The sequence below is a fragment of the Pseudomonas sp. 31-12 genome (assembly GCF_003151075.1).
In the GTDB taxonomy this organism is placed as follows: Bacteria; Pseudomonadota; Gammaproteobacteria; order Pseudomonadales; family Pseudomonadaceae; genus Aquipseudomonas.
The window spans coordinates 3687044-3709619 of the sequence record NZ_CP029482.1 but is presented as its reverse complement, the minus strand read 5'-3'; the positions used below and the strand labels follow the sequence as shown (position 1 = coordinate 3709619).

Below are 22576 nucleotides of genomic sequence, written 5' to 3'. Positions count from 1 at the left end.
CGCAAGGGCTGGGACATCACCAAACGCAAACAGTCGGCTATTGCCTGACGGACGGGTGAGGCTCAGACTTTACGGTTCAATTCGTGAGTGCTCATTGCAATGATCCGATTCTGTAAATCAACCTTCGTTCTGTTCTGCCTGCTGTCGGGTATTGCCAGCGCTCATGCGGATACGCCAGTGGTGACGTGGCCGGAAGGTTGGGAAGTCGAGGCCGTCCCGCTGGACGATGCCAACTCAACGGTTTCACGCCAGCGTGCCGTGAAAAACGACCAGGGCGGCACGCCGGTAATGGTAATGGAGTTGACCATGACACAAGTAGAGCGCGGTCATCAGGTCAATCTGGAAGGTGTATTGCTGGAAATGCGCAAGTCGGTGCAGAAGGACTTCTTTCAAGGCGGCTATCAAAGCGTCTGCAACAAAATCCATCCAGCAACCTTGAGCCGCTTATCGGGATTGGAAACTACCTGTACGATTACACAGAATGGTCGACATGTTCTGTCGCAAACATTGGTTGCGGCGGTGGACGCCGATAAAGCCTATGTTCTTTCCTACGCGGGGCAGGCTGAGGCTTATAAGGCAAGTCAGGATGAAATAGCGGCGACCCGTAACAGCTTGAAACTTTAGTGGCCGGTTTGCATGACTGCAGATTTCAGCACGATCCGAAATCTTTAGATACCTAAACGGATTAAGCGTTAAAGTTGAGTCGGCAAGTACCGAGTTGATCGGCTGCGCTCGCTGAATTCAAAGGTCGTCCATAAAATAAAGCCCTGCATCGGCAGGGCTTTTTTTATCACCGCGAGTGCTTAACCTCGCAGCCAGGAATCTACGGTAGCGGCACCGTATTGTTCCTTCCAGGCTTTCAGGCCGCGGTGGTTGCCGCCTTTGGTTTCGATCAGCTCACCGGTGTGCGGGTTGTGATAAACCTTGACCACACGAGCGCGGCGGGTTTTCGGAGCGGCTGCCTGCAGACCGGATTTTGCCGGGTTCGGATCGAGGATGGCGATGATGTCGCGCAGGCTTTTGCCGTAGGTTTTCATCAGCCCCTGGAGCTTTTCTTCGAATTCGATTTCTTTCTTGAGTCCGGCGTCATTCTTCAGCGATTCCAGCTGCTTGAGCTGGTCTTGAAGGGCCTTTTCAGCGGCACGATATTCAGCGAGTCTGGACAAATTCATTACTCCAATAGTGTGTTTGGCTGAGACCAACCGCAAACAAAGCTATAAGCCAAGAGCCTTGAAGCGACTCGGTGATAGTGGCTCACCTGCCAATCTAGCGCAGGCACGAAAAATTGTAGTAGTTAATTGGCCAAGAGTAAATCCTGTCTTTTTCTTCATGTAACAACAGTAGTCTTTTGATTCAATTTGGTGCGCCGCTTCGTTGCCTCGTCGCTTAGAACCGCAGGTTAATGGTGCCTTAATGCATTAATGAATTCTGTGCCGGGCATCGGTCGACCGAACAAATAACCTTGCAGGAAGTTCACGCCGTGTGCGGCCAGATAGTCACTTTGCTCCTCGGTTTCCACGCCTTCGGCGACGATGCCCAGATCAAGCTTGGCCGACAGTTCGATAATGCTGTCCAGAATGTGCCGGGAAAGCGCGTCAACGCCGATCATCGCGACAAAACTCTGATCGATCTTCAGGAAGTCCACATTGAACTGGCGCAGATAACCAAGGCTTGAGTGACCCGTGCCAAAGTCATCGATAGCGATCATTACGCCCAAGGCATGAAGCTGCTCGAACAATTGGAGCGTGATGGTCGTGGGCTCGATCAGTTCGCGCTCGGTCAACTCCAGCACCAGGTTGATGGCACCCGGCGCGAAAGCACTGAGAAACTCCCGGCAGTCCTCGACCAGCTCCAGGTCCTTGCAATGGCTGGCGGTAATGTTGATCCCGATGTGGAAGGGGCCGTCGAAGGACGCAGCAGCAGGCGCCAGCAACACTGCGGTCTGTCGCATCAGCGAGCGGGTCATCGGTACGATCAACCCGGAATGTTCGGCAAAAGGAATGAACAGGTCCGGTCGCACCAGGCCTTCCTTCGGATGATTCCAGCGCATCAGCACTTCGGCCCCGGACCACGCTTTAGTATCGCCATACACCACGGGCTGAAAGTACGGAACAAACTCTTCGGCCTCCAGCGCGCGCCGCAATTCGTGGCTGGGGGACGACGAACGCTGTTGCAGGACATGCCCGATTGCGCCCGAGACCACGCCGAAGAAGATCAGCAAACTGAACAGCGGCGGGTACTCGCTGCTCATGTAACGCCAGGTTTCACCTTCGGGAAAACCGGCCGCGACCGTAAAGGCATAACGCGAGGATGTCAGTTTGCTTTTGGCCACGGGCAAGGCGGGCAGGGCATCTTCGTGAACCTTGCCGTCGGCGGACAACCAATCAGGGCCGACTTGCAACAACAGCAATGTCTTGCGACCAATCAGTCGCAACACGTTGCTCAAGTGATAACCGTCCAGGGTCGTCAGCGCCCCCTGGTTACCTTCGCTGAGTCGATACACCAACAGTGCGGTATTGGGCGTGACCGGGTTGCCATTCATCAACCACAACTTGCCCTGGGTGTAGTCGCCCGGATTGACCGTCTCCTGATAATCACCAAACAACGAACTGCAATAGAGGTTGTTGTCCCACACCAGGTTCGTCGAGCGCACGAACGGTCGGCGGGTAACTTGTTCGCGCAGGGCCAACTTGACGTCGTTACAGGTCTGGCCGGCCAGCGGCAACAATTCCCGTGCGGCCTGGGCGGTATTGTCGAGCATCAGTTCGAATTGGCGGATGGCTTCTTCGGCCGTCAGCTCAGTGCTTTGCTCGAGCGCACGCTCAGCCTGCGCATAGAGGATGAGACTCCCCAAGAGCACCGGAAGCAACCCGCTCAAAATGGTTACAGCCATTCGTTTGCCGCGTTTATGGCGGGTTTTGGCGTTCAGTGGCATTCGCAAAGCCTGGGAGGATGAAAGACGGCTCTCAAAAGCCGGGAGGACAACGGCACGCCTCCCATAAAGAGTTCAGATAGTGGGCATGATAGATGGCCGTCAACACTTATGCCGCTCAACCATAGTCAAGGCTTGAAGCCAGTTGGATAAACGCCAGCGTTGCGGGTGACGACTGACGCTGGTCGAGCACTGCCAGACCGACCTGCCGTTTAACCGGTGGCATCAGTGGTTTTTTCACGTAGCGACTGTCGTCGTCGGGCAATGAGCTTTCGGCGACCACGGTCAAGGCGTCGCCGCGGCCCACGGTGTCGAGGGTGCTGAGCAACTGCGAGCAGCGATAACGGATGTTCGGTGTCAGCCGGGCAGCACTGAACAGCCGTGAAACCAGCTCCGAGGACCCGGCTTCGGTCAGCACGAACGGGTCGTGACACAAGTCGCTCAAACTCAGGTGGTCGCGAACTGCCAGCGGATGTTCGCAGGGTAGCAGCGCAACCATCTGGTCTTCCATTAACGCGAAGGTGTCGAAGCGATCTTCTGGCAGCACCACGAAACCGATATCGATTCGTCGCTCTTCCAGCCACTGGATAATCTGCCGGTCCGGACCTTCATCGATGTGGACTTCGATACCAGGGTGGGCAGCGCGGTAGTGCTGCAGGATCTGCGGCAGCAGTTTGATCGATGAAGTCGGACCGAACGAGCCGATGCGCAGGGTGCCACGCTTCATTCCGCGAGCATCGGCGGCTTCCTGACGCAACGTGTTGGCCAACCCGAGCATCGCCCGAGCACGCGACAAGAGCTGTTCGCCGATGTCGCTCGGTTCAACATGGGACTGGTGACGCCTGAATAACTCGACACCCAATTCCTGTTCCAGCGACTTCAAGGCATGCGACACCGCTGATTGGGAAATCCCCAACCGATTGGCCGCCGCCGTAAAGCCACGCAGTTCGGCGACCAGCGAGAAAATCTCGAGTTGTGTCAGGGTCATGAGGATTTACTCATTTTACGATGATCGTGCATTAGTCGAATGATACGTCATCTACCCTGATTGAAGTCCCGACGCCTTATGAATACTTACGCGCAAACAACGTCATCGGATGTGCCGGTTTATTTCAAACTCGCCGCCGTCACCATGATCTGGGGCGGCACGTTCGTGGCCGGCCGGTTTCTCGCGGACAGCCTCAGCCCCTTGTTCGCAGCCAGTCTGAGATTCCTCCTGGCCAGCGTGGCGTTGCTGCTGTTTTTGCTGCTTGCCCGGGTGCCACTGGCGAAACCGAGCCGCAGGCAATGGCTGCAACTGGCGTTGCTGGGCTTCTTCGGGATCTTCTTCTACAACCTGTGCTTCTTTTATGGACTGCATTACATCAACGCTTCGCGTGCGTCATTGATTGTGGCGCTGAACCCCGCCGTGATTGGGCTGGCGTCGTGGCTGCTGTTCAAGGAGCGCTTGAGTCGGGCGAAGGTTATCGGGATCGCGGTGTGCATCGTCGGGGCGAGCCTGGTGATCGTCAGCCGCAACCCGCAGCTGCTGACCGGCAATGCCGACGCCTGGATCGGTGACCTGCTGATTTTCGGCTGCGTGATTGGTTGGGGGATTTACTCGCTGTGCTCCAAAGAGCTAAACCACTCGCTGGGGGCGGTGCAGACGGTGACCTATTCGATACTGCTGGGCACGCTGATGCTGTGGGTGACCAGTGCGGTGCGCGGTGAACTGAGTGTCAGCGCGCTCATCAGCCTCGGTCCGCAACAATGGTTGAGCCTGATGTACCTGGGCGTCTTGGGTTCGGCGCTGGCCTACATTGGCTATTACGACGGCATTCGCCAGATTGGCGCGACGCGTTCGGGGGTGTTCATTGCCTTGAATCCGCTGACCGCCGTGATCCTTGGTGCGTTGCTGCTGGACGAGCAGTTGACGCTGGCGATGTGCCTGGGAGGAGGGTTGATTCTTGTGGGGATTTTCCTGTGCAACAAACCCCTTGCGCGATCAGGGAAAAAGGGGATTTGATACAGAAGGCGGACAAACCTATTTACGCTGTGTAGAATCGGGTTACGCATACAATAATAATCGTCTTCTGGCAGCAGAAGACTCGCCCGCATCAGCCTTGGGTCGACAATGAAGAGTTTTGGGTTTCAATTGATCTACGGTGACTTCCTCGCCCGCAGCGTGCGGGGCATCTCCTGCGCGCCACCCGCCGGCTTCAGCATTCTTAGCATCTAACGTTCCGTTAATTCTAAAAAATGATGAGGCGCCAAAATGGCAGATTTATACGAAAACCCGATGGGCCTGATGGGCTTTGAATTCATCGAATTCGCATCGCCGACCCCGAACACCCTGGAGCCGATCTTCGAGATCATGGGCTTCACCAAGGTCGCGACCCACCGCTCCAAAGACGTGCACCTGTATCGTCAGGGCGAGATCAACCTGATTCTCAACAACGAACCCCACAGCGTCGCCTCGTACTTCGCGGCCGAGCATGGTCCGTCGGTGTGCGGCATGGCGTTCCGCGTCAAGGATTCGCAACTGGCTTACAAGCGCGCGCTGGAAATCGGCGCCCAGCCGATCCATATCGAGACTGGTCCGATGGAACTGAATCTGCCGGCGATCAAAGGCATTGGCGGCGCGCCGCTGTATCTGATCGACCGTTTCGGCGAAGGCAGCTCGATCTACGACATCGACTTCGTGTTCATCGAAGGTGTGGACCGTAACCCGGTCGGTGCAGGCTTGAAAATCATCGACCACCTGACCCACAACGTGTATCGCGGTCGCATGGCTTACTGGGCCAACTTCTACGAGAAACTGTTCAACTTCCGCGAGATCCGTTACTTCGACATCAAGGGCGAATACACCGGCCTGACCTCGAAAGCCATGACCGCACCGGACGGCATGATCCGCATCCCGTTGAACGAAGAATCGTCCAAGGGTGCCGGTCAGATCGAAGAGTTCCTGATGCAGTTCAATGGCGAGGGCATCCAGCACGTTGCCTTCCTGTCCGATGACCTGATCAAGACCTGGGATCACCTGAAAAGCATCGGCATGCGCTTCATGACCGCGCCCCCGGAAACCTATTACGAAATGCTCGAAGGCCGTTTGCCGAACCACGGTGAGCCGGTTGATCAGCTGCAATCGCGCGGCATTCTGCTGGACGGTTCGTCCGAGTCAGGTGACAAGCGTCTGCTGCTGCAGATCTTCTCGGAAACCCTGATGGGCCCGGTGTTCTTCGAATTCATCCAGCGTAAAGGCGACGATGGCTTCGGCGAAGGCAACTTCAAGGCCCTGTTCGAATCGATCGAGCGTGATCAGGTTCGTCGTGGCGTACTTGCCACCGAGTAATCCGCCTCACCGCTAAAAACTGTGGGAGCCAGCCTGCTGGCGATAGCGTCTTCAGAGTCAACATTGATGTTGACTGACAGATTGCAATCGCCAGCAGGCTGGCTCCCACATTTGCTTGTGCTGTATTTAAGGTCTGCGCTGACGCATCAAATGCTTGAACCCTTCGAACATCAACACCACCACCGCCAGCCAGATCGGAATGTAGGTCAGCCATTCTCCGGGCTTGATGCTTTCCCCAAGCAGCAATGCAACGCCCAGCAGCAACACCGGTTCCACATAGCTCAACAGCCCGAACAGACTGAACGGCAACAACCGGCTGGCGATGATGTAGACCACCAGCGCCGACGCGCTGATCACCCCGAGTATCGGGATCAGCAGTGACAACCACGGATGTTGGTCAAACACGCCGAAACCCTGTTCGCCACTCTGCACGAACCAGAACGCCACCGGCAGCGTCAACGCCATGTCCAGCCATAAACCGCCAAGGTTGTCGGCGGCCAGACGTTTGCGCAGGATGAAATACAGCGGATAGCCGATGCAGACCAGCAAGGTCGCCCAGGAAAAACCACCGACTTGATACACCTCGTTGACCACCCCGAGACAGGCCAGCACCACGGCGATTTTTTGCAGGTAGGAGAGGCGCTCGCCATAGGCAAGCCGCCCGGTCAGCACCATGGTCAGCGGCAACAGGAAGTAGCCGAGGGACACATCGAGGCTGTAGCCGTTAAGCGGCGCCCACATGAACAGCCAGAGCTGCACACCAAGCAGGGCCGAGGAGACGATCAGGCCAGCGATCAGTTTCGGCTGGCCGTTAAGGCTCCGAAGAATATCGGTCACGCGTCTCCACTCGCCGGAGACCACCATGAACACGGTCATGCAGGGCACGGTCAGCAGCATGCGCCAACCGAAAATTTCCACGCCGCTCAAAGGCGTGAGCAACGACGTGTAGTAATACATGACGGCAAACAGCACCGAGGCTGAAACCGATAAAGCGATACCTTTAGACAAACTGCCCTCGCGAGGTCGAAGGTGAAACGGGGCGCAGAGGATACGTGGTTTTTGTGCTGAATATTGGTCGGGTGCTCAATATTTCCAACATCGCAATGAATGATAGACCGCCATCGCAGGCAAGCCAGCTCCCACAAGTATTCGCGTCAAATCACCGCCAGCGGATCAACACAAATCCTGTGGGAGCGGGCTTGCCCGCGATAAATCTCAAGTCGTACGCGATTTACGCCCCGACACAAAATGGCTCACGTCATTAAACCCCGGTGTCGACGAATGCCCTGGCGTCACCAGCGAATCAATAAACGCCTCATCCTCCGCCGTGATCTTCACCGACTGCGCCTTGGTATACGCATCCCACTGTTCCTCCGTCCGCGGCCCGACGATGGCAGAAGCAACGGCACTGTTGTTCAACACCCACGCAATCGCAAACTCGACAATCCCCACGCCGCGCCCCTGGGTGTATTCCTGAATCTGCTGGGCAATGCGCAACGACTCCACGCGCCATTCGGTTTCCAGGATGCGTTTATCCGCACGTCCGGCACGGCTGTTGGCATCCGGTTTGACATCGGGTGCATATTTACCGCTCAACACCCCCCGCGCCAACGGACTGTAAGGCACCACGCCCAAACCATAGTTTTGCGCGGCAGTGATCTGCTCAGTCTCGGCCTGACGGTTGACAATGTTGTACAGCGGCTGGCTGATCACCGGCCGATCAACACCCAATTGATCCGCCACCCGAATCACCTCGGCAATCCGCCAACCTCGATAGTTCGACAGCCCCCAATAGCGAATCTTGCCCTGACGAATCAAATCGCCAATCGCCGACACGGTTACTTCCAGCGGTGTGTTGTGGTCTTCGCGGTGCAGGTAATAAATGTCGAGGTAGTCAGTGCCCAAACGCGTCAGGCTGGCATCGAGGCCATTGAAAATATGCTTGCGACTCAAACCGGCGCGGTTCGGCACGCCATCCACCGGGCCAAAACCGACCTTGGTCGCCAGCACCCATTCGTGACGGTTGCCGGCAATTGCTTCGCCGACAATCTCTTCGGAACGGCCGTTGGTGTAAACGTCCGCCGTGTCGATGAAATTGATGCCCTGGTCCCAGGCCTTGTCGATGATCCGCAGGGAATCTTCGGTGCTGGTCTGTTCGCCGAACATCATGGTGCCCAACGTCAGGGTCGACACCTGTAAACCCGAATGACCCAGCGTGCGATAGCTCATGACGAAATCCTTTTACCGGTGGGAAAGCTTCAATCAAATACCAGAACGTTCGGGCGCAGAAAAGTGAATTTATCGGCGCAGGCGCGACAGTATTAAACAGCACTGTTTAACGGACACCTTCAGACACGTACTCAGGCTACACATCCTTGCGCCGTTGCCTACGACTGCGCCAGAATCCGCCGGCTTGTGCGCTTTGGGCCTGGGTTTTATCGTTTCCCCGTCGCTGAATATCAGCGATCGGGTTTGGTAGCCCGGCAATTAGGCGCATAGCGCCACCGTTTGCAGGCCTTTTCAGGTCGCTGTTTTTATGGTGGTCATGCGCAGGGCTCCCTCGGGGGCGCCGGGTCCTAATTGCCGGTCTACCAACCCGCGTATGGCCACCACCCACTCGTTTGGTAGCGAGGGTGAGGGCTCCTTAATCTCAATTAGGAGTTTCATCTATGTTCAAACCAACGCCAAACCCACCAGAAGCGGACGACGTTTCCCCCTACGAATTCCCCGACTCAAAAAAGCTCAACGAAGCCGCCGAACGAGCGCTCGATTTTCACTTCCCGTCGAGTGCCGACATCAAAGCCACCCCGCGAACCCGCAGCACCCTGTTTTCCGTGGACCCCGAAGCCACGACCGAAACCCTGGCGGTTTACCTGGTCGAGACGCTGGCCTCGGTCGATGTGATGGTCCATCAGTTGGTGGATCATCTGGAGGGGGAGTCGCGTTATGCGCTTTTGGGTATTTCCAACAGCATCATGGTGGCGGAGATTGCGGCGAACCGGGTGTTGGATAACGTCGGACCGCAGGGTTAGCTTAAAGAGCGCACTTGCCACTGGATGTGTACTTACCTGTGGCGAGGGAGCTTGCTCCCGCTCGACTGCGCAGCAGTCGTAAATCCGGCATATGCGGTGTGCCTGAAAGTTCGCGGTTGCAGCTTTTGGGGCTGCTTCGCAGCCCAGCGGGAGCAAGCTCCCTCGCCACAAAAGCTTGGGTGTTCACAAAAGTGTGCCCGCCCACATAAAACGTGTGTGCAAACGAAAAATGAAAAACGGCCCGAAAGGGCCGTTTCTGTTGGAGATTGATCGTTCCCACGCTCTGCGTGGGAATGCCTCTAGGGACGCTCCGCGTTCCAGCTCGGGAAGGGGACGCGGAGCGTCCCGGGCTGCATTCCCACGCGGAGCGTTGGAACGATCATTACACCCGCAGCGTTCGGGTCATGCGTAGCGCCAGTAAACTCCCGCACACAATCACACCCGCCAGCATGTACAGCGCGGCATCGGTCGAGCCGGTGCTGTCCTTGACCCAACCCACCAGGTACGGGCTCAGGAAACCCGCCATCTGCCCCATGGAGTTGATCAGCGCCAAACCGCCCGCCGCCGCGCCTGCGCTCAACATCGCCGTAGGCACCGGCCAGAACATCGGTAGGCCAGTGAGGGCGCCCATGGTGGCGATGGTCAAACCGAGAATCGCGATGGCCGGTGTTGTGGCAAAGTTCACGGCAATCAGCAAGCCCACCGCGCCCATCAGCATCGGAACCACCAAATGCCAGCGACGCTCTTTGCGCAGGTCCGCCGAGCGCCCAACCATCAACATGAACAGCGCCGCCAGCAGATACGGAATCGCGCTCAACCAACCGATCACCAGGTTATCGCTGAAGCCCAGGTTCTTGATGATCGACGGCAGCCAGAAGTTGATCGCGTAGACGCCGCTCTGAATGCAGAAGTAGATCAAACCGAACGCCCAGATCGCCGGGTTCTTGAATACGGCCAGCAACGAGTCGGTAGAGGTTTTCGGTTTGTTGGCCAGATCGATGGCGTGGTCGGCTTCCAGCACCGAACGCTCAAACGGCGTCAGCCACTTGGCGTTGGCGTAGCTGTCGCTCAGCAGGAAATAGGCGAGGGCGCCGAGGATCACGGTCGGAATACCTTGCAGCAGGAACATCCACTGCCAGCCGGCCAACCCGCCCTGGCCGGCGGCGAAATGGTTAAGTATCCAGCCGGAAAACGGGCTGCCGAGCAGGCCGGACACCGGGATCGCCGACATGAACAGCGCCATGATGCGGCCACGGCGGAAGGTCGGGAACCACTGCGAAAGGTAAAGCACCACGCCCGGGAAGAACCCGGCTTCGGCCGCGCCGGTGAACAGGCGCAAGGTGTAGAACTCGGTCGGGGTGGTGACAAACAGCAGGCAGGTCGAGAGCGTGCCCCAGACGATCATCATCAACGCGATCCAGCGCCGTGGACCGAATTTGGTCAGTGCCAGGTTGCTCGGTACGCCGCACAGCACGTAGCCGATAAAGAAGATCCCGGCCCCGAGGCCGTACACGGTTTCGCTGAATTTCAGTGCGTCGAGCATCTGCAGCTTGGCGAATCCAACGTTGACCCGGTCGAGGTAGTTGAACAGGTAGCAGATGAAGATGAAGGGGATCAAACGCAGGGTGATGCGTTTGTAGACGGCGTTTTTGTCGTCAACGATGGCCTGGGTAGCGGCGGCGCTCTGTGACATGGCGGGCTCTCTCTTTATTATGATTTTTTGCGATGCGCAGGGTAACGTTGATCGCCCAGAGAGTCTCGGCCACCCTCGGGGTTGCTGTCTTTGTGCCTGAGCACAGGGTTTGCAACCCAGCCCTGTGCGGGTGAACAACCCGCCCCATCACGCTTTCAAGGATCCCGATATGTTCGAACTCGATCACGACCTGGCCCAGGACATCGTCGACCGGGCGATGGCCATCCTGCCGTACAACGTCAACGTCATGGACAGTCAGGGCTTGATCCTCGGCAGCGGCGAACCGGAGCGGATCAACACCCGCCATGAAGGCGCGCAACTGGTCCTGGCCAACGGGCGGGTGGTGGAAATCGACGCGCAGACGGCGATTCATCTCAAAGGCGTGCAGCCGGGGATCAACCTGCCGTTGTTGCTCGATCAGCGCCTGATTGGTGTGCTGGGGATTACCGGCGAGCCCGAGCAATTGCGCACCTATGCCGAGCTGGTGCGGATGACGGCGGAGATGCTGGTCGGCCAGCGCAATCAGCAGGCCGAGCAGCAATGGCGGCGTCAGCGTTGCGACGATCTACTGGCGTTGCTGCTGAGCGAGGCCGGGGATTCACCGCGCTTGCTGGATGAAGCGCAGCAATTGGGGCTCAAGCCGCAGATGACCCGGGTGCCGTATCTGTTCGAGTTGGGCATGGAGCATGGGCCGGGGCAAACGGTGGATGCGCTCAGTGCCTGGCTGACCTCGCGGTACCCGGACAGTTGGTGCGTGAGTTCGGCGAAGTCTTCGTTGCTGTGGTGCCGGCCGGCGAGTCAGGCGATCGAGAATGATCGGCTGCTGGAGAAACTCGACGGTCTAGGCTGGAACATTTTGCGTATTGCCGTGGGCGGGCAGGCGGATGGGTTGTCCGGGTTGCGCCGCTGTTATCGACGGGTCGGCGATTTGCTGGCGTATGGGCGCGATGTGTTGCCGCGATCGCGATTGCTGACGCTCCACCGGTATCGGCTGCCGGTGATGCTGTGGCGGCATCGCAATGATGATGCGCTGGATGAATTGCTTAAGCCGCTGCGCAAAGTCATCGCCAAGGATGGCAACGGTCAACTGCTGGCGACTTTGCGCAGTTGGTGTGAGCACGACGGGCAGAGTCAGGCGTGTGCGGATGCGCTGGGGATTCATCGCAATAGCTTGCGCTATCGAATGGAGCGGATTGCCGAGTTGAGCGGGGTTGACCCGCTGAAACTGGACGGGATGCTTGCGCTGTACTTAGGCGTCCAACTCCTCCCCCAAACCGACTGAAGCCCTCTTTCTGTAGCTGCCCTGTGGCGAGGGGATAAATCCCCTCGCCACAACGTCAGCTGCTACAACAAGTGTGTAGGTCGGCAAGGTTTGTAGAAATGAACAATAAACGCCACCCCCGCTTGTGCAGCGGACCGGCGTTATTGTTCGGGGCTGCTGGCAGCATGGAACGCATTGGAACTGGAGAATTCGCATGAAAATCGTCATCGCCCCCGATTCGTTCAAGGACAGCCTGAGTGCCCAAGGTGTGGCCGATGCCATTGCTCTGGGATTGGCGCAGGTCTGGCCTGACGCGCAGTTGGTCAAATGCCCGATGGCCGACGGTGGCGAAGGCACGGTCGAGTCGATTCTGGCGGCGTGCGAAGGTGAATTGCGCAGGACCCAGGTTCGCGGTCCGCTCGGCATCACCGTCGATGCCGCGTGGGGCTGGTTGCCGCAAACCCACACCGCAATCATCGAAATGGCCGAAGCCAGCGGCCTGCAATTGGTTGCGCCGGGGCAACGCGATGCGTGCGTCAGCAGCACCTTTGGCACGGGTGAACTGATTCGCGCCGCGCTGGATGCCGGGGCGCAACGGGTGATCCTGGCCATTGGCGGCAGCGCCACCAACGACGGCGGCGCCGGGGCGATGCAAGCGTTGGGCGTGAAGTTGCTGGATGCGCAGGGGCAAACGCTGGCACCGGGTGGTCTGGCGTTGGCGCACCTGACTCAGATCGACCTGAGTGAAATCGATCCGCGTCTGGACAAGGTGCGCTTCGACATCGCTGCCGACGTCAACAATCCCCTGTGCGGTCCTCACGGCGCTTCGGCGATTTTTGGTCCGCAGAAAGGTGCATCGCCTGAGCAGGTCCGGCAATTGGACGCTGCCCTCGGGCACTTCGCCAAGCTCTGCGCCCAGGCGTTGGGCAAGGACGTCCAGGACGAACCGGGCAGCGGCGCGGCGGGTGGCTTGGGGTTTGCGGCCAAGGCGTTTCTGGAGGCGCAATTCAAGGCGGGCGTGGAAGTCGTCGCCGAGTTGGTCGGGCTCGCAGAAGCGGTGAAGGGCGCTGACTTGGTCATCACCGGCGAAGGCCGTTTTGACGCCCAGACGTTGCGCGGCAAAACGCCGTTTGGCGTGGCGCGCATTGCCCGTGAGCAGGGCGTGCCGGTGATTGTGATCGCGGGGACGTTGGGTGAGGGTTATCAGGCGTTGTATGAACATGGCATTGATGCGGCGTTTGCCTTGGCCAGCGGGCCGATGACGCTGGAACAGGCGTGTGCCGAGGCGCCGCGGTTGTTGCGTGATCGGGCGAGTGATATCGCGCGTGTTTGGCGGATGGCCAGCCGCAAGCGCTGACCAAAACTGTCAGCACACAGGAATCTTGTGGCGAGGGAGCTTGCTCCCGCTGGGCTGCGAAGCGGCCCCAAAATCTACGGCCGCTGCGCAGCCGGACGGGAGCAAGCTCCCTCGCCACAAATGTTCATCAGGGCCGCCACTGTGTTTCAGCGTTGAAACAGATGTCGCCCAGCAAAAATATTTTTCTGAGATCCCCGCGAAAAACCTCATCCCCAGCCGATACATCCAATAGGCGCACACAAACCTATTACAACAGTGGCGCCACGCTGACCCCGCGCGCGCCTCATGCCCGCCACTCAGCCATCACCGCAAGGACGCTCGCCGCTTCAATCACCCGAGTATCGTCCTATGTCCCTGCGTAATCTGAATATCGCGCCTCGAGCCTTCCTGGGTTTTGCGTTCATTGCCTTGCTCGTCATCGTGCTGGGTGTATTCGCGGTGAACCGCATGTCGATCATCCGCCACGCCTCGGTCGAGATGGGCAGTACCCAACTGCCCAGCGTTGGGTACCTGGGCAATGTCACCGAAAACATCCTGCGCATGCGCATTCTGTCGTTCCGCATTCTGGTCAACCGCGAGCCGGCCAGTCTGCAGGAAGCTGAAGCCCGGATTGCCGTGCTCACCGACAAAGCGCGCAAGGCCCAGGCCAGTTATGCCGAATTGAAGGCGGGCCCGGACGAAGCGGCGCTGTATAAAGTGTTCAGCGCCACGCTGGACAAATACATACAAGCGCAGCGCGAGATGTTGGACCTGTCACGCCAGAACAAAGTCGATGAGATGCGCACCTTGATCAACACGCGGATCAAGGAAGGCACCGACCAGATGGGCGAACAGCTCAATAAACTGGTGGCGTACAACCAGGAGGGCGCCAAAGCGGCCGGTGTTATCGCGCAAGAAAATTACAACACCGCCGTGACCGGCATTATCGCGGTGTCGGTGGTGGCGTCGCTCTTGACCGTGCTGCTGGCCTGGCTGTTGACCCGCAGCATCGTCACACCGCTGAACCGCGCCGTGGCGGCGGCCGAAACCATCGCCGGCGGTAACCTGACCAAAGCCATCGAGGTTGACGGCAAGGACGAACCAGCGCGCTTGCTCGGGGCCTTGTCCGTCATGCAGGCCAACCTGCGCCAAACCATCGAACAGATCGCCGGCTCCGCCACGCAACTGGGCGCCGCAGCTGAAGAACTCAGCACCGTGACCCAGGAAGCGTCCCGCGGCCTGCAACAACAGAACAACGAAATCGAACAGGCCGCCACCGCCGTCAACGAAATGACCGCCGCCGTGGAAGAAGTCGCGCGCAACGCCGTGTCGACGCTCAGAAGCGTCCAACCAATCGACCCAAGCCGCGCGCGAAGGCCGGGACCGTGTGGTGGAAACCGTCGACGCGATCCAGACCATGACCCATGACGTGCAAAACACTTCGTTGATGATCGAAGGCCTGGCCGCGCAAGGCCGCGACATCGGTAAAGTGCTGGACGTGATCCGCGCCATCGCCGAACAAACCAACCTGCTGGCCCTCAACGCGGCGATCGAAGCGGCGCGTGCTGGTGAAGCCGGACGTGGTTTTGCCGTGGTCGCGGATGAAGTCCGGGCCCTGGCTCATCGGACGGCGCAATCGACCCAGGAAATCGAAAAAATGGTCGCCGGCATCCAGAACGGCACGGGCGAAGCGGTCTCGTCGATGCAGCAAAGCAATCAGCGCACCCAAAGCACGCTGGAGATGGCCCGCGCCGCCGGTGTGGCGCTGGAGCAGATCACCCAGTCGATCCACTTGATCAACGAACGCAACCTGGTGATCGCCAGCGCCTCGGAAGAACAGGCCCAGGTGTCCCGTGAAGTCGACCGCAACCTGGTGAACATCCGCGACCTCGCCACCCAGTCCGCCGCCGGTGCCAATCAGACCAGCGCCGCGACCCATGAACTGTCGCGCCTGGCGGTGGATTTGAATGCGATGGTGGCGCGTTTCGTGATTTGAGATAGGGTTGTGGCTGGGAGTCCGCGCGCGACAGGAGAATTACATGCGCTATTCAGCCTTGACCCAACGAATCGCCGGCGACGGAGCGGCAGCCTGGCAGATTCATGACCGAGCGCTGGAAATGCGCGAGCAGGGAATCGATGTGCTGCTTCTGTCGATTGGCGATCCGGATTTCGACACACCGCCGCCCATCGTCCAGGCCGCCATCGACAGCTTGCGGGCCGGCGACACGCATTACCCCGAGGTGCGTGGCAGTCGCGGATTGCGCAGCAGCATCGCGCGGCGCCATCGACAGCGCAGTGGTCAGGCGGTGGACGCCGATCATGTGATTGTGTTTCCGGGGGCGCAGTGTGCGGTGTATTCGGTTGCGCAATGCCTGCTCGATCCAGGCGATGAGGTGATCGTTGCCGAGCCGATGTACGTCACCTACGAAGGCGTGTTCGGCGCCTGCTCCGCCAAAGTGGTGCCGGTGGCGGTGCGCCCGGAGGACGGCTTTCGCGTTGACCCGGCGGATGTGGCGGCGCTGATCACGCCGAAGACCCGCGTCCTGTTGCTCAACAGTCCGAACAATCCGTCGGGTGCCAGTTTGCCGCTCAAGACCTGGCAAGCGCTGGCCGCGTTGTGCGTGCGCCATGATCTGTGGCTGATCAGTGACGAGGTCTACAGCGATCTGTTGTTCGAGGGTGAGCACACCAGCCCGGCGAGCCTGCCGGGCATGGCCGAACGCACCGCGACCATCAACAGCTTGTCCAAGTCCCACGCCATGAGCGGCTGGCGCGTGGGTTGGTCGATCGGCCCGAAAATGCTGGCCGAGCATCTGGTGCATTTGTCGTTGTGCATGCTGTTCGGTATTCCCGATTTTGTGCAGAAAGCCGCGCAGGTGGCGCTGGATGAAGACCTGCCGGAAGTCGCGCTGATGCGTGAGGAATATCGCCAGCGACGCGATCTGGTGTGTGCGCGGTTGAGCAATTGCGCGGGGCTCCGACCGGTCCGGCCGGATGGCGGGATGTTCGTGATGGTCGATGTGCGCCCGACCGGGTTGTGTGCCCAAGGGTTTGCCGAGCGTTTGCTGGAGGGGTACGGCGTGTCTGTGCTGGCCGGTGAGGCGTTCGGGCCGAGTGCGGCGGGGCATATCCGGATCGGGTTGGTGGTGGATCAAGTGAAACTGGCCGATGCTTGTCGGCGAATCGCCTTGTGTGCGGCGGACCTGCTGGAAGCGCGGCGCGCCTGACTGATTTGTGTTGTCAGTGCCGGCCTCATCGCGAGCGGGCTCACTCCCACAGGGGATCTGTGGCGTTCACAAATCCACTGTGTGCGAGCCTGCTCGCGATGGCTGCCTGACAGGCGTCAAATGTCCTAAGCCTGCCACGCCCCAACATTCACCAGATTCTTGGGCCGCTCCCCAGCCAACGCCATCAGCAGATTATCCACCGCGCATTGAGCCATCGCCTCCCGTGTCTCATGCGTCGCCGACCCCATGTGCGGCGTCGCCACCACGTTGTTCAACGTCAACAACGGCGAGTCAACATTCAGCGGCTCACGCTCAAACACATCCAGGCCCGCCGCGCGAATCTGTCCGGTGCGCAACGCTTCGATCAGCGCTGCCTCATCCACGACTTTCCCTCGGGAAATGTTGATGAAAATGCTCTCCGGCCGCATCAGTGCGAACTCTGCAGCGCCAATCAACCCTTCGGTTTCAGCCGTCAGTGGCAACGTCAGGCAAATGAAGTCGGCCTGCTGCAACAGCTCCGTCAGGCTGCGGTACTGAGCATCAAAACGTTGCTCAACCGCCGGTTTCGGCGAATGGCTGTGGTAGATCACCGGCATGCCAAAGCCAAAACGCCCACGTTGCGCCAGCGCCTCGCCAATCCGCCCCATGCCGATGATGCCCAGCGTCTTGCCATGCACATCGGTGCCGAAATGCACCGGGCCAATGTTGCGGTTCCACTGACCGGCGCGGACCATGTTGGCCAACTCCACCACGCGCCGCGCCGTCGCCAGAATCAGCGCAAAACCCGTGTCGGCGGTGGTTTCGGTCAGCACGTCCGGCGTATTGCTGAGCAGGATGCGTCGCTCGGTCAGGTAGTCGATGTCGTAGTTGTCGACACCGACGGAGACACTGGCGATGGCTTCAAGATTGGGCGCCAGATCAAGCAGTTCGGCGTCCAGCTTCAGACTCGCACCGAGCAGTCCGTGAGCGCGGGGCAGGGCGTCGCGCAGTTGCGCGATGCCCTCCGGCTTGAGATTGTCGATCAGCGTCACCTCGGTGCGCTCATGCAGGCGAGCCATCAACAGCGGCGAGAGTTTCTTGTACAGCACGACCTGCTTTTTCATCGTCATCGTCATCATCTCAACTTCAATTCAAGGGTGAGCCGTCACTGGCCGTTGCGCAGCGGCCTTGGCCACGACCCGGTCACTGGCGCCGGGCTTGAGGAAAATCGTCAGCACCACCGAGAGCATCAACGCACCGCTCATCAGCAGGTAAGAAGCACCGGGCGACCCGGTGGAGCTGTTCAGGTAGCCGACCAGATATGAACCGCCAAACGAACCCAGCGCGCCCATGCTGTTGATCAGCGCCATCGCGCCGCCGGCTACGTTGGCAGGAAGAATCTCCGGGACAATCGCGAAAAATGGTCCGTAAGGCGCATACATGCAGGCGCCGGCAATCACCAACAGTGTGTAGGACCACCAGAAATGTTCAGCGCCCAAGGCGTAGGAGCCGTAGAACGCAATCGAGGCAATCAGCAGCGGCGGCCAGACGAAGCGTTTGCGCTTCTGCAATTTGTCCGAGCCCCACGACACCAGCAACATGCCGATGACGGCGGCCAGGTACGGCAGCGCCGAGAGCCAGCCGGCTTCGATCATGTCCATCTGTGCGCCGGCCTTGAGGATCGACGGCAGCCACAACACGAAACCGTAGACACCAATGCTCCAGCAGAAAAACTGCAACGCCAGGATGATTACTTTCGGTGAGCGAAAGGCTTCGGCGTAGTTCTTCACTGCCTTGATGCCGACCTGTTCGGCGGCGAGGGCGCTTTCCAGGTCGTGCTTCTCCTGGTCGGTCAGCCACTTGGCCTGGGCCGGGCGGTCGTCGGCCAGACGCCACCAGATAAATGCCCAGAGCACCGCCGGCAAGCCTTCGATGATGAACATCCAGCGCCAGCTGTAATGCTGCACCAGATAACCCGACACCACCGACATCCAGAGCATGGTCACCGGGTTGCCGAGGATCAGGAAAGTGTTGGCCCGCGAGCGTTCGGCCCGGGTGAACCAGTGGCACAGGTACACCAGCATCGCCGGCATCACCGCGGCTTCGACCACGCCGAGCATGAAGCGGATCACGATCAGCCAATAGGCGTTGGAGACGATGCCGGTCAGTGTGGCGAGCCCGCCCCAGAGGATCAGGCTGACGAAAATCAGTTTCTTCACGCTGTGCTTTTGCGCGTAGATCGCGCCCGGTACCTGGAAGAAAAAGTAGCCTAGGAAAAACAGCGCGCCGAGCATCGACGACAGGCCGGGGGTGATCATCAGGTCGGCGGCCATCCCGGAGGCGGCAGCGAACCCATAGTTGGCGCGGTCCAGATACGCCAGGCTGTAGGTGATGAAGACGATGGGCATGATGTACCACCAGCGGCGGGTGGCGAGTGAGGCGGTTTTCATGGTGGTGCTCCTGAGCTTGTTGTTTTTGTCGCAGCAGGTAACGGGGAAATATTGCGGTGACTAGGCGGGCCCCATCGCGGGCAAGCCCGCTCCCACAGGTTTTGCGTCTGGACTCGATCCTGTGGGAGCGGGCTTGCCCGCGATGGCGGCCTCAAATTCAGAAGACAGTTCAAGCCGGGTCGGCAACCCCTCCATATCCCCTCGACTCTGCACCGCCCGGCTGCCAATCCAGTTGGCCCGCTGCACGGCATTGGCAAAGCTGTGGTTTTCCAGCAAGGCGCTGATCATGCCGACGGCAAAGCCATCACCGGCGCCGACGGTATCGACCACCGTTGCCACCGGCACGCCCGCGACAAAACCCTGATCCAGAGGCGTGCGGTAATACGCGCCATGCGGGCCGAGCTTGATCGCCACCGCTTCTGCACCCTGATCGAGGTAAAACGCGGCAATGTCTTCCGGGTCTTCAAATCCGGTCAGCAAACGGCCTTCACTCAACCCCGGCAACACCCAGTGGGCGAGGGCGGCGAGGCGGTTGATCTCAGTGATCATCAATTGTTCGCTGGCCCACAGGCTCGGGCGCAGGTTCGGGTCGAAGGACACACTGCGCCCGGCGTTGCGCATGCGAGACATCAATTCGAAAGACATTTCCCGGGTCGACGCAGACAGCGCCGCCGGAATGCCGGTGGCGTGCAAGTGGCGGGCATTGAGCAACTGCTCGGAGATCGATTGCACCGACAAGTGACTGGCTGCCGAACCACGGCGGTAATACTCAACCACCGGATCACTGCCATCGTCGGCTCGGGACTTGAGTTGAAAACCGGTCGGGTGTGCCGGGTCGATGGCGACATGGCTGCAATCCAGGCCTTCTTTTTCCAACGTATCGACGACGAACCGCCCCAGCGAATCGGCACCGACCCGGCTCAGCCACGCCACGTTGAACCCCAGCCGCGACAGGCCGATCGCGACGTTGCTGTCCGCCCCGGCAATGCGCTTGTGGAATTGGCTGACGGCCGCCAGATCACCGTTCTGCTCGGCGACGAACATGGTCATGGTTTCACCGAACGACAGGATATCGAACTCAGACATGAGCACTCTCCCGGCGGGATTGGCCGAGGCGGGCGAGGGTGGCGACGTGTTCGGTGGTCAACTGCACTAGGTCATCGCCTTGCAGCGGATATTCCGCCGCACGCATCACGCCATGGCCCATGTGCCGCAACAGTTGTTCCCATAGATGCACGTCGCTGGCCACCGGCGGGGTGGCGACCAGTTTGCCGTCGGCCCGGCGCGCCACGGCTTTGCAATGCACGTAGCCGACATGCCGTCCGAGCAACCGCGCCGCGCTGGCGGCGGACTGGTCCTGCCATTGCCAGTTGCCGATGTCGAAGGTCATCTTGATCGGCAGGTTGTGTTGCTCGACCTCGCCGAAGAAACGTTGAAACGGTTCGATACGACCGCCGTGCAAGGTCTGGTCGTTTTCCACCAGCAAGTGCACCGGGCTTTGCGCGAGGATTCGGCTCAAGGCCTGGAGATCGTTGTTGTCGGTGAAATAGCCCAGGGAGACTTTCAGCCACTTGGCGCCGAATATTTCGGCGCGCTGGAGTGTGGTGAGCAGTTGAGGATTGGGTCTCGACTGGCCGGCCAGCCACAACTCCATCGGCGAGGAATAGATGCTTTCCAGACCTCGGGCCTGGGTGTCGGCGGCCAGTTGCAGCGGATTTTCATCAGTCAGCAACTCTTCGCGCCATTCAATGCGCGAGGCGCCGGCAGCGGCCAAGACCTCGATAAAACTGCCTTGGCCGCGTTGGCGGACCAGGTCGGCGCCATAGCTCGACAGGCTGATGGAAACGGGTGGTTTATTCATTGTTTTGCACCTCTGAAACCGGTTTCATTTTTGTTCAAAAAAAAGGAGCTGTCTTAAGTTTTCTGCTGTTCTTCAGGGCCTCATCGCGAGCAGGCTCGCCCCCACAGGTTTTGTGAACGCCACCGATCCCTGTGGGAGCGGGCTTGCCCGCGAAGAGGCCCGCACATTCACCGCAAATCCCCCAGGGTCGACCCACGCACAATCAACCGCGCCGAAAAATCCATCGTCCGCACCGGCCCATCATCCCCGCGCAACCGCTTGAGCAAACACTCAAAGGCACTCGCGCCCATCTCCGCCGTCGGCTGGGCCAGCGCCGTAATCCCGCTGCCCACCAGTGGATACCAATCCAGATCATCCAGCGCGATCAGCCCCAAATCCTCAAACAGATTGCACTGCAACTCGCGCAACGAATGCGTACTGGCCAGCGCCGCAATGCCGTTGGCGCAGAACAACGCTTTCGGGCCAGGGCCGGGCGTGTTCAGGAAGGTTTTCAGCCGTGAGGTCAGTTCGTTGCCGGTCTCAACAACCGCGCCGGTTAAAGCAGGGCGTTGCGCGATTTGTGCCTTGAAACTGCTCACCCGCTCAATCCGCGAACTGGTGCCGTCAAACGGCTCCGTCACCATCAGCACATCGCGGTAACCGCGCTCCTGCAAATGGGCGAGGGCCATTTCAACGGCGGCCGGATTGTCCAGCCCGACCAGATCGCTCTCAAGCTGCTCGACCTTGCGATCCACCAGCACCATCGGCATTTCCCGATGCAACTCGCGCAACTCATCGCGGTGATGGCCCAGGGTGTTCACGATCAAGCCTTCGATGTTGTACGAGCGCAGCAGCGCCAAGTGCTGACGTTCCTGCTCGTCATCGCGATCAGTGTTGCACACCACCAGGCTGTAACCATGACGACGGCAAGCGGTTTCCACCCCGTGCATCACGGCAATCGAATAAGGGTTACGGATATCGGCCACCAGCATGCCGATCAGGCGCGTACGACCGCGTTTCAATCCACGGGCCATCTGATTGGGGCGATAGCCCAGTTCGGCAATCGCCTGCTCGATGCGCAGGGCAATGGCATCGGAGAGCAGGGCGCGGTCATCGCCGATGAAGCGCGAGACGCTGGCCTTGGATACGCCGGCGCGTTCGGCGACATCGAGCATGGTTACACGGCTGCGTTGGGCGGTGGAGAAGTCGTTCATGGCGTTGATTTTCTTATTGTCGGAGTCTGCTGCGTAAATTTATGAAACCGGTTTCAGGAAACATCATTCCACACATCTCCGTCAAGAAGCATTTGATGTGGGAATGGACAAAAGCCCGTTTAAAACCGACGAACGGTAGCTTTACCTGTCATATCTGACAGTAGGCAGGTGCAGTGTCTGAGCGCTTAATCTCCCCCAGAAGAATCTCAAATCTTCCGCGTAATTAAAGTGAACGGGCGAGTACATCATGACGATGAGGAAGGCGACCGATAGAAGTACAG

General features: G+C 59.4%; 18 protein-coding genes and 1 pseudogene. 8 read left to right on the top strand and 11 right to left on the bottom strand.

From position 1 onward, the window contains the following. Positions 1–99: 99 nt before the first annotated feature. Complete coding sequence (locus DJ564_RS17365) at positions 100–624, top strand: DUF4946 domain-containing protein (RefSeq protein ID WP_109631851.1); 525 nt, start codon at positions 100–102, stop codon at positions 622–624. Between the two features lie 179 nt (positions 625–803). On the opposite strand, the gene DJ564_RS17360 is transcribed toward DJ564_RS17365, so the two are convergent. The 3 genes from DJ564_RS17360 to DJ564_RS17350 all read right to left on the bottom strand — a co-directional run bounded on the left by DJ564_RS17360 (position 804) and on the right by DJ564_RS17350 (position 3920). Further along, on the bottom strand, positions 804–1166 hold the full coding sequence (locus DJ564_RS17360; protein WP_109636070.1) for a histone-like nucleoid-structuring protein, MvaT/MvaU family: 363 nt from the start codon (positions 1164–1166) through the stop codon (positions 804–806). A 233-nt stretch (positions 1167–1399) separates the two neighbouring features. After that, on the bottom strand, positions 1400–2935 hold the full coding sequence (locus DJ564_RS17355; RefSeq protein WP_109631849.1) for an EAL domain-containing protein: 1536 nt from the start codon (positions 2933–2935) through the stop codon (positions 1400–1402). A gap of 115 nt (positions 2936–3050) precedes the next feature. Next, positions 3051–3920 carry a LysR family transcriptional regulator gene (locus tag DJ564_RS17350; protein ID WP_109631848.1) on the bottom strand — a complete coding sequence of 290 codons (870 nt, stop codon included), beginning with the start codon at positions 3918–3920 and terminating at the stop codon, positions 3051–3053. A 78-nt stretch (positions 3921–3998) separates the two neighbouring features. Between DJ564_RS17350 and DJ564_RS17345 the strand changes: the two genes are divergently transcribed. Both DJ564_RS17345 and hppD read left to right on the top strand, forming a co-directional pair. Further along, positions 3999–4937 (top strand): DMT family transporter, encoded by a 939-nt coding sequence (locus DJ564_RS17345; protein ID WP_109631846.1) that lies wholly within the window; start codon positions 3999–4001, stop codon positions 4935–4937. 249 nt (positions 4938–5186) lie between these two features. After that, positions 5187–6263: a 4-hydroxyphenylpyruvate dioxygenase gene (hppD, locus tag DJ564_RS17340; RefSeq protein WP_109631844.1), complete on the top strand. Its 1077-nt coding sequence runs from the start codon at positions 5187–5189 to the stop codon at positions 6261–6263. A 126-nt stretch (positions 6264–6389) separates the two neighbouring features. On the opposite strand, the gene rarD is transcribed toward hppD, so the two are convergent. Both rarD and DJ564_RS17330 read right to left on the bottom strand, forming a co-directional pair. Beyond that, positions 6390–7271 carry an EamA family transporter RarD gene (rarD, locus tag DJ564_RS17335; RefSeq protein WP_109631843.1) on the bottom strand — a complete coding sequence of 294 codons (882 nt, stop codon included), beginning with the start codon at positions 7269–7271 and terminating at the stop codon, positions 6390–6392. A 207-nt stretch (positions 7272–7478) separates the two neighbouring features. Continuing rightward, positions 7479–8492 carry an aldo/keto reductase gene (locus DJ564_RS17330; RefSeq protein WP_109631841.1) on the bottom strand — a complete coding sequence of 338 codons (1014 nt, stop codon included), beginning with the start codon at positions 8490–8492 and terminating at the stop codon, positions 7479–7481. A 440-nt stretch (positions 8493–8932) separates the two neighbouring features. Here DJ564_RS17330 and DJ564_RS17325 point away from each other — a divergent pair, with 440 nt between their 5' ends. Further along, on the top strand, positions 8933–9295 hold the full coding sequence (locus DJ564_RS17325) for a DUF6124 family protein (RefSeq protein WP_109631839.1): 363 nt from the start codon (positions 8933–8935) through the stop codon (positions 9293–9295). A 382-nt stretch (positions 9296–9677) separates the two neighbouring features. Here the strand turns inward: DJ564_RS17325 and DJ564_RS17320 are convergent, their stop codons facing one another. Further along, on the bottom strand, positions 9678–10988 hold the full coding sequence (locus tag DJ564_RS17320; RefSeq protein WP_109631837.1) for an MFS transporter: 1311 nt from the start codon (positions 10986–10988) through the stop codon (positions 9678–9680). A 169-nt stretch (positions 10989–11157) separates the two neighbouring features. Between DJ564_RS17320 and DJ564_RS17315 the strand changes: the two genes are divergently transcribed. The 4 genes and pseudogenes from DJ564_RS17315 (at position 11158) to DJ564_RS17295 (ending at position 16812) form a co-directional block, all read left to right on the top strand. Continuing rightward, a complete protein-coding gene (locus tag DJ564_RS17315; RefSeq protein WP_109631835.1) occupies positions 11158–12270 on the top strand; it encodes a sugar diacid recognition domain-containing protein in 1113 nt (370 codons plus the stop codon). Between the two features lie 193 nt (positions 12271–12463). Beyond that, positions 12464–13606, top strand: coding sequence for a glycerate kinase (locus DJ564_RS17310; protein WP_109631834.1), 1143 nt, complete (start codon positions 12464–12466; stop codon positions 13604–13606). A gap of 285 nt (positions 13607–13891) precedes the next feature. Beyond that, a pseudogene (locus tag DJ564_RS17300) lies at positions 13892–15581 on the top strand (methyl-accepting chemotaxis protein). Between the two features lie 43 nt (positions 15582–15624). Next, entirely contained in the window at positions 15625–16812 is a 1188-nt protein-coding gene (locus DJ564_RS17295) for a pyridoxal phosphate-dependent aminotransferase (RefSeq protein WP_109631830.1), read from the top strand. 125 nt (positions 16813–16937) lie between these two features. Here the strand turns inward: DJ564_RS17295 and DJ564_RS17290 are convergent, their stop codons facing one another. The 5 genes from DJ564_RS17290 to DJ564_RS17270 form a co-directional block, all read right to left on the bottom strand. Next, a complete protein-coding gene (locus DJ564_RS17290) occupies positions 16938–17915 on the bottom strand; it encodes a D-glycerate dehydrogenase (protein ID WP_109636069.1) in 978 nt (325 codons plus the stop codon). A gap of 27 nt (positions 17916–17942) precedes the next feature. Continuing rightward, a complete protein-coding gene (locus DJ564_RS17285; protein WP_109631829.1) occupies positions 17943–19241 on the bottom strand; it encodes an MFS transporter in 1299 nt (432 codons plus the stop codon). 60 nt (positions 19242–19301) lie between these two features. Next, positions 19302–20327 carry a sugar kinase gene (locus DJ564_RS17280; RefSeq protein WP_109631827.1) on the bottom strand — a complete coding sequence of 342 codons (1026 nt, stop codon included), beginning with the start codon at positions 20325–20327 and terminating at the stop codon, positions 19302–19304. Next, complete coding sequence (locus tag DJ564_RS17275) at positions 20320–21102, bottom strand: sugar phosphate isomerase/epimerase (protein WP_109631825.1); 783 nt, start codon at positions 21100–21102, stop codon at positions 20320–20322. The genes DJ564_RS17280 and DJ564_RS17275 overlap by 8 nt, the downstream gene beginning before the upstream one ends. Positions 21103–21269: 167 nt before the next feature. Then, complete coding sequence (locus DJ564_RS17270; protein WP_109631822.1) at positions 21270–22295, bottom strand: LacI family DNA-binding transcriptional regulator; 1026 nt, start codon at positions 22293–22295, stop codon at positions 21270–21272. Between the last annotated feature and the right edge of the window lie 281 nt (positions 22296–22576).

Excerpts from the sequence above, each read along its gene's own strand:
- DJ564_RS17365 (WP_109631851.1), top strand. The coding sequence starts at position 100 with ATGATCCGATTCTGTAAATCAACCTTCGTTCTGTTCTGCCTGCTGTCG.
- DJ564_RS17355 (WP_109631849.1), bottom strand. The coding sequence starts at position 2,935 with ATGCCACTGAACGCCAAAACCCGCCATAAACGCGGCAAACGAATGGCT.
- DJ564_RS17350 (WP_109631848.1), bottom strand. The coding sequence starts at position 3,920 with ATGACCCTGACACAACTCGAGATTTTCTCGCTGGTCGCCGAACTGCGT.
- DJ564_RS17345 (WP_109631846.1), top strand. The coding sequence starts at position 3,999 with ATGAATACTTACGCGCAAACAACGTCATCGGATGTGCCGGTTTATTTC.
- hppD (WP_109631844.1), top strand. The coding sequence starts at position 5,187 with ATGGCAGATTTATACGAAAACCCGATGGGCCTGATGGGCTTTGAATTC.
- DJ564_RS17330 (WP_109631841.1), bottom strand. The coding sequence starts at position 8,492 with ATGAGCTATCGCACGCTGGGTCATTCGGGTTTACAGGTGTCGACCCTG.
- DJ564_RS17325 (WP_109631839.1), top strand. The coding sequence starts at position 8,933 with ATGTTCAAACCAACGCCAAACCCACCAGAAGCGGACGACGTTTCCCCC.
- DJ564_RS17320 (WP_109631837.1), bottom strand. The coding sequence starts at position 10,988 with ATGTCACAGAGCGCCGCCGCTACCCAGGCCATCGTTGACGACAAAAAC.
- DJ564_RS17315 (WP_109631835.1), top strand. The coding sequence starts at position 11,158 with ATGTTCGAACTCGATCACGACCTGGCCCAGGACATCGTCGACCGGGCG.
- DJ564_RS17310 (WP_109631834.1), top strand. The coding sequence starts at position 12,464 with ATGAAAATCGTCATCGCCCCCGATTCGTTCAAGGACAGCCTGAGTGCC.
- DJ564_RS17295 (WP_109631830.1), top strand. The coding sequence starts at position 15,625 with ATGCGCTATTCAGCCTTGACCCAACGAATCGCCGGCGACGGAGCGGCA.
- DJ564_RS17290 (WP_109636069.1), bottom strand. The coding sequence starts at position 17,915 with ATGAAAAAGCAGGTCGTGCTGTACAAGAAACTCTCGCCGCTGTTGATG.
- DJ564_RS17285 (WP_109631829.1), bottom strand. The coding sequence starts at position 19,241 with ATGAAAACCGCCTCACTCGCCACCCGCCGCTGGTGGTACATCATGCCC.
- DJ564_RS17280 (WP_109631827.1), bottom strand. The coding sequence starts at position 20,327 with ATGTCTGAGTTCGATATCCTGTCGTTCGGTGAAACCATGACCATGTTC.
- DJ564_RS17275 (WP_109631825.1), bottom strand. The coding sequence starts at position 21,102 with ATGAATAAACCACCCGTTTCCATCAGCCTGTCGAGCTATGGCGCCGAC.
- DJ564_RS17270 (WP_109631822.1), bottom strand. The coding sequence starts at position 22,295 with ATGAACGACTTCTCCACCGCCCAACGCAGCCGTGTAACCATGCTCGAT.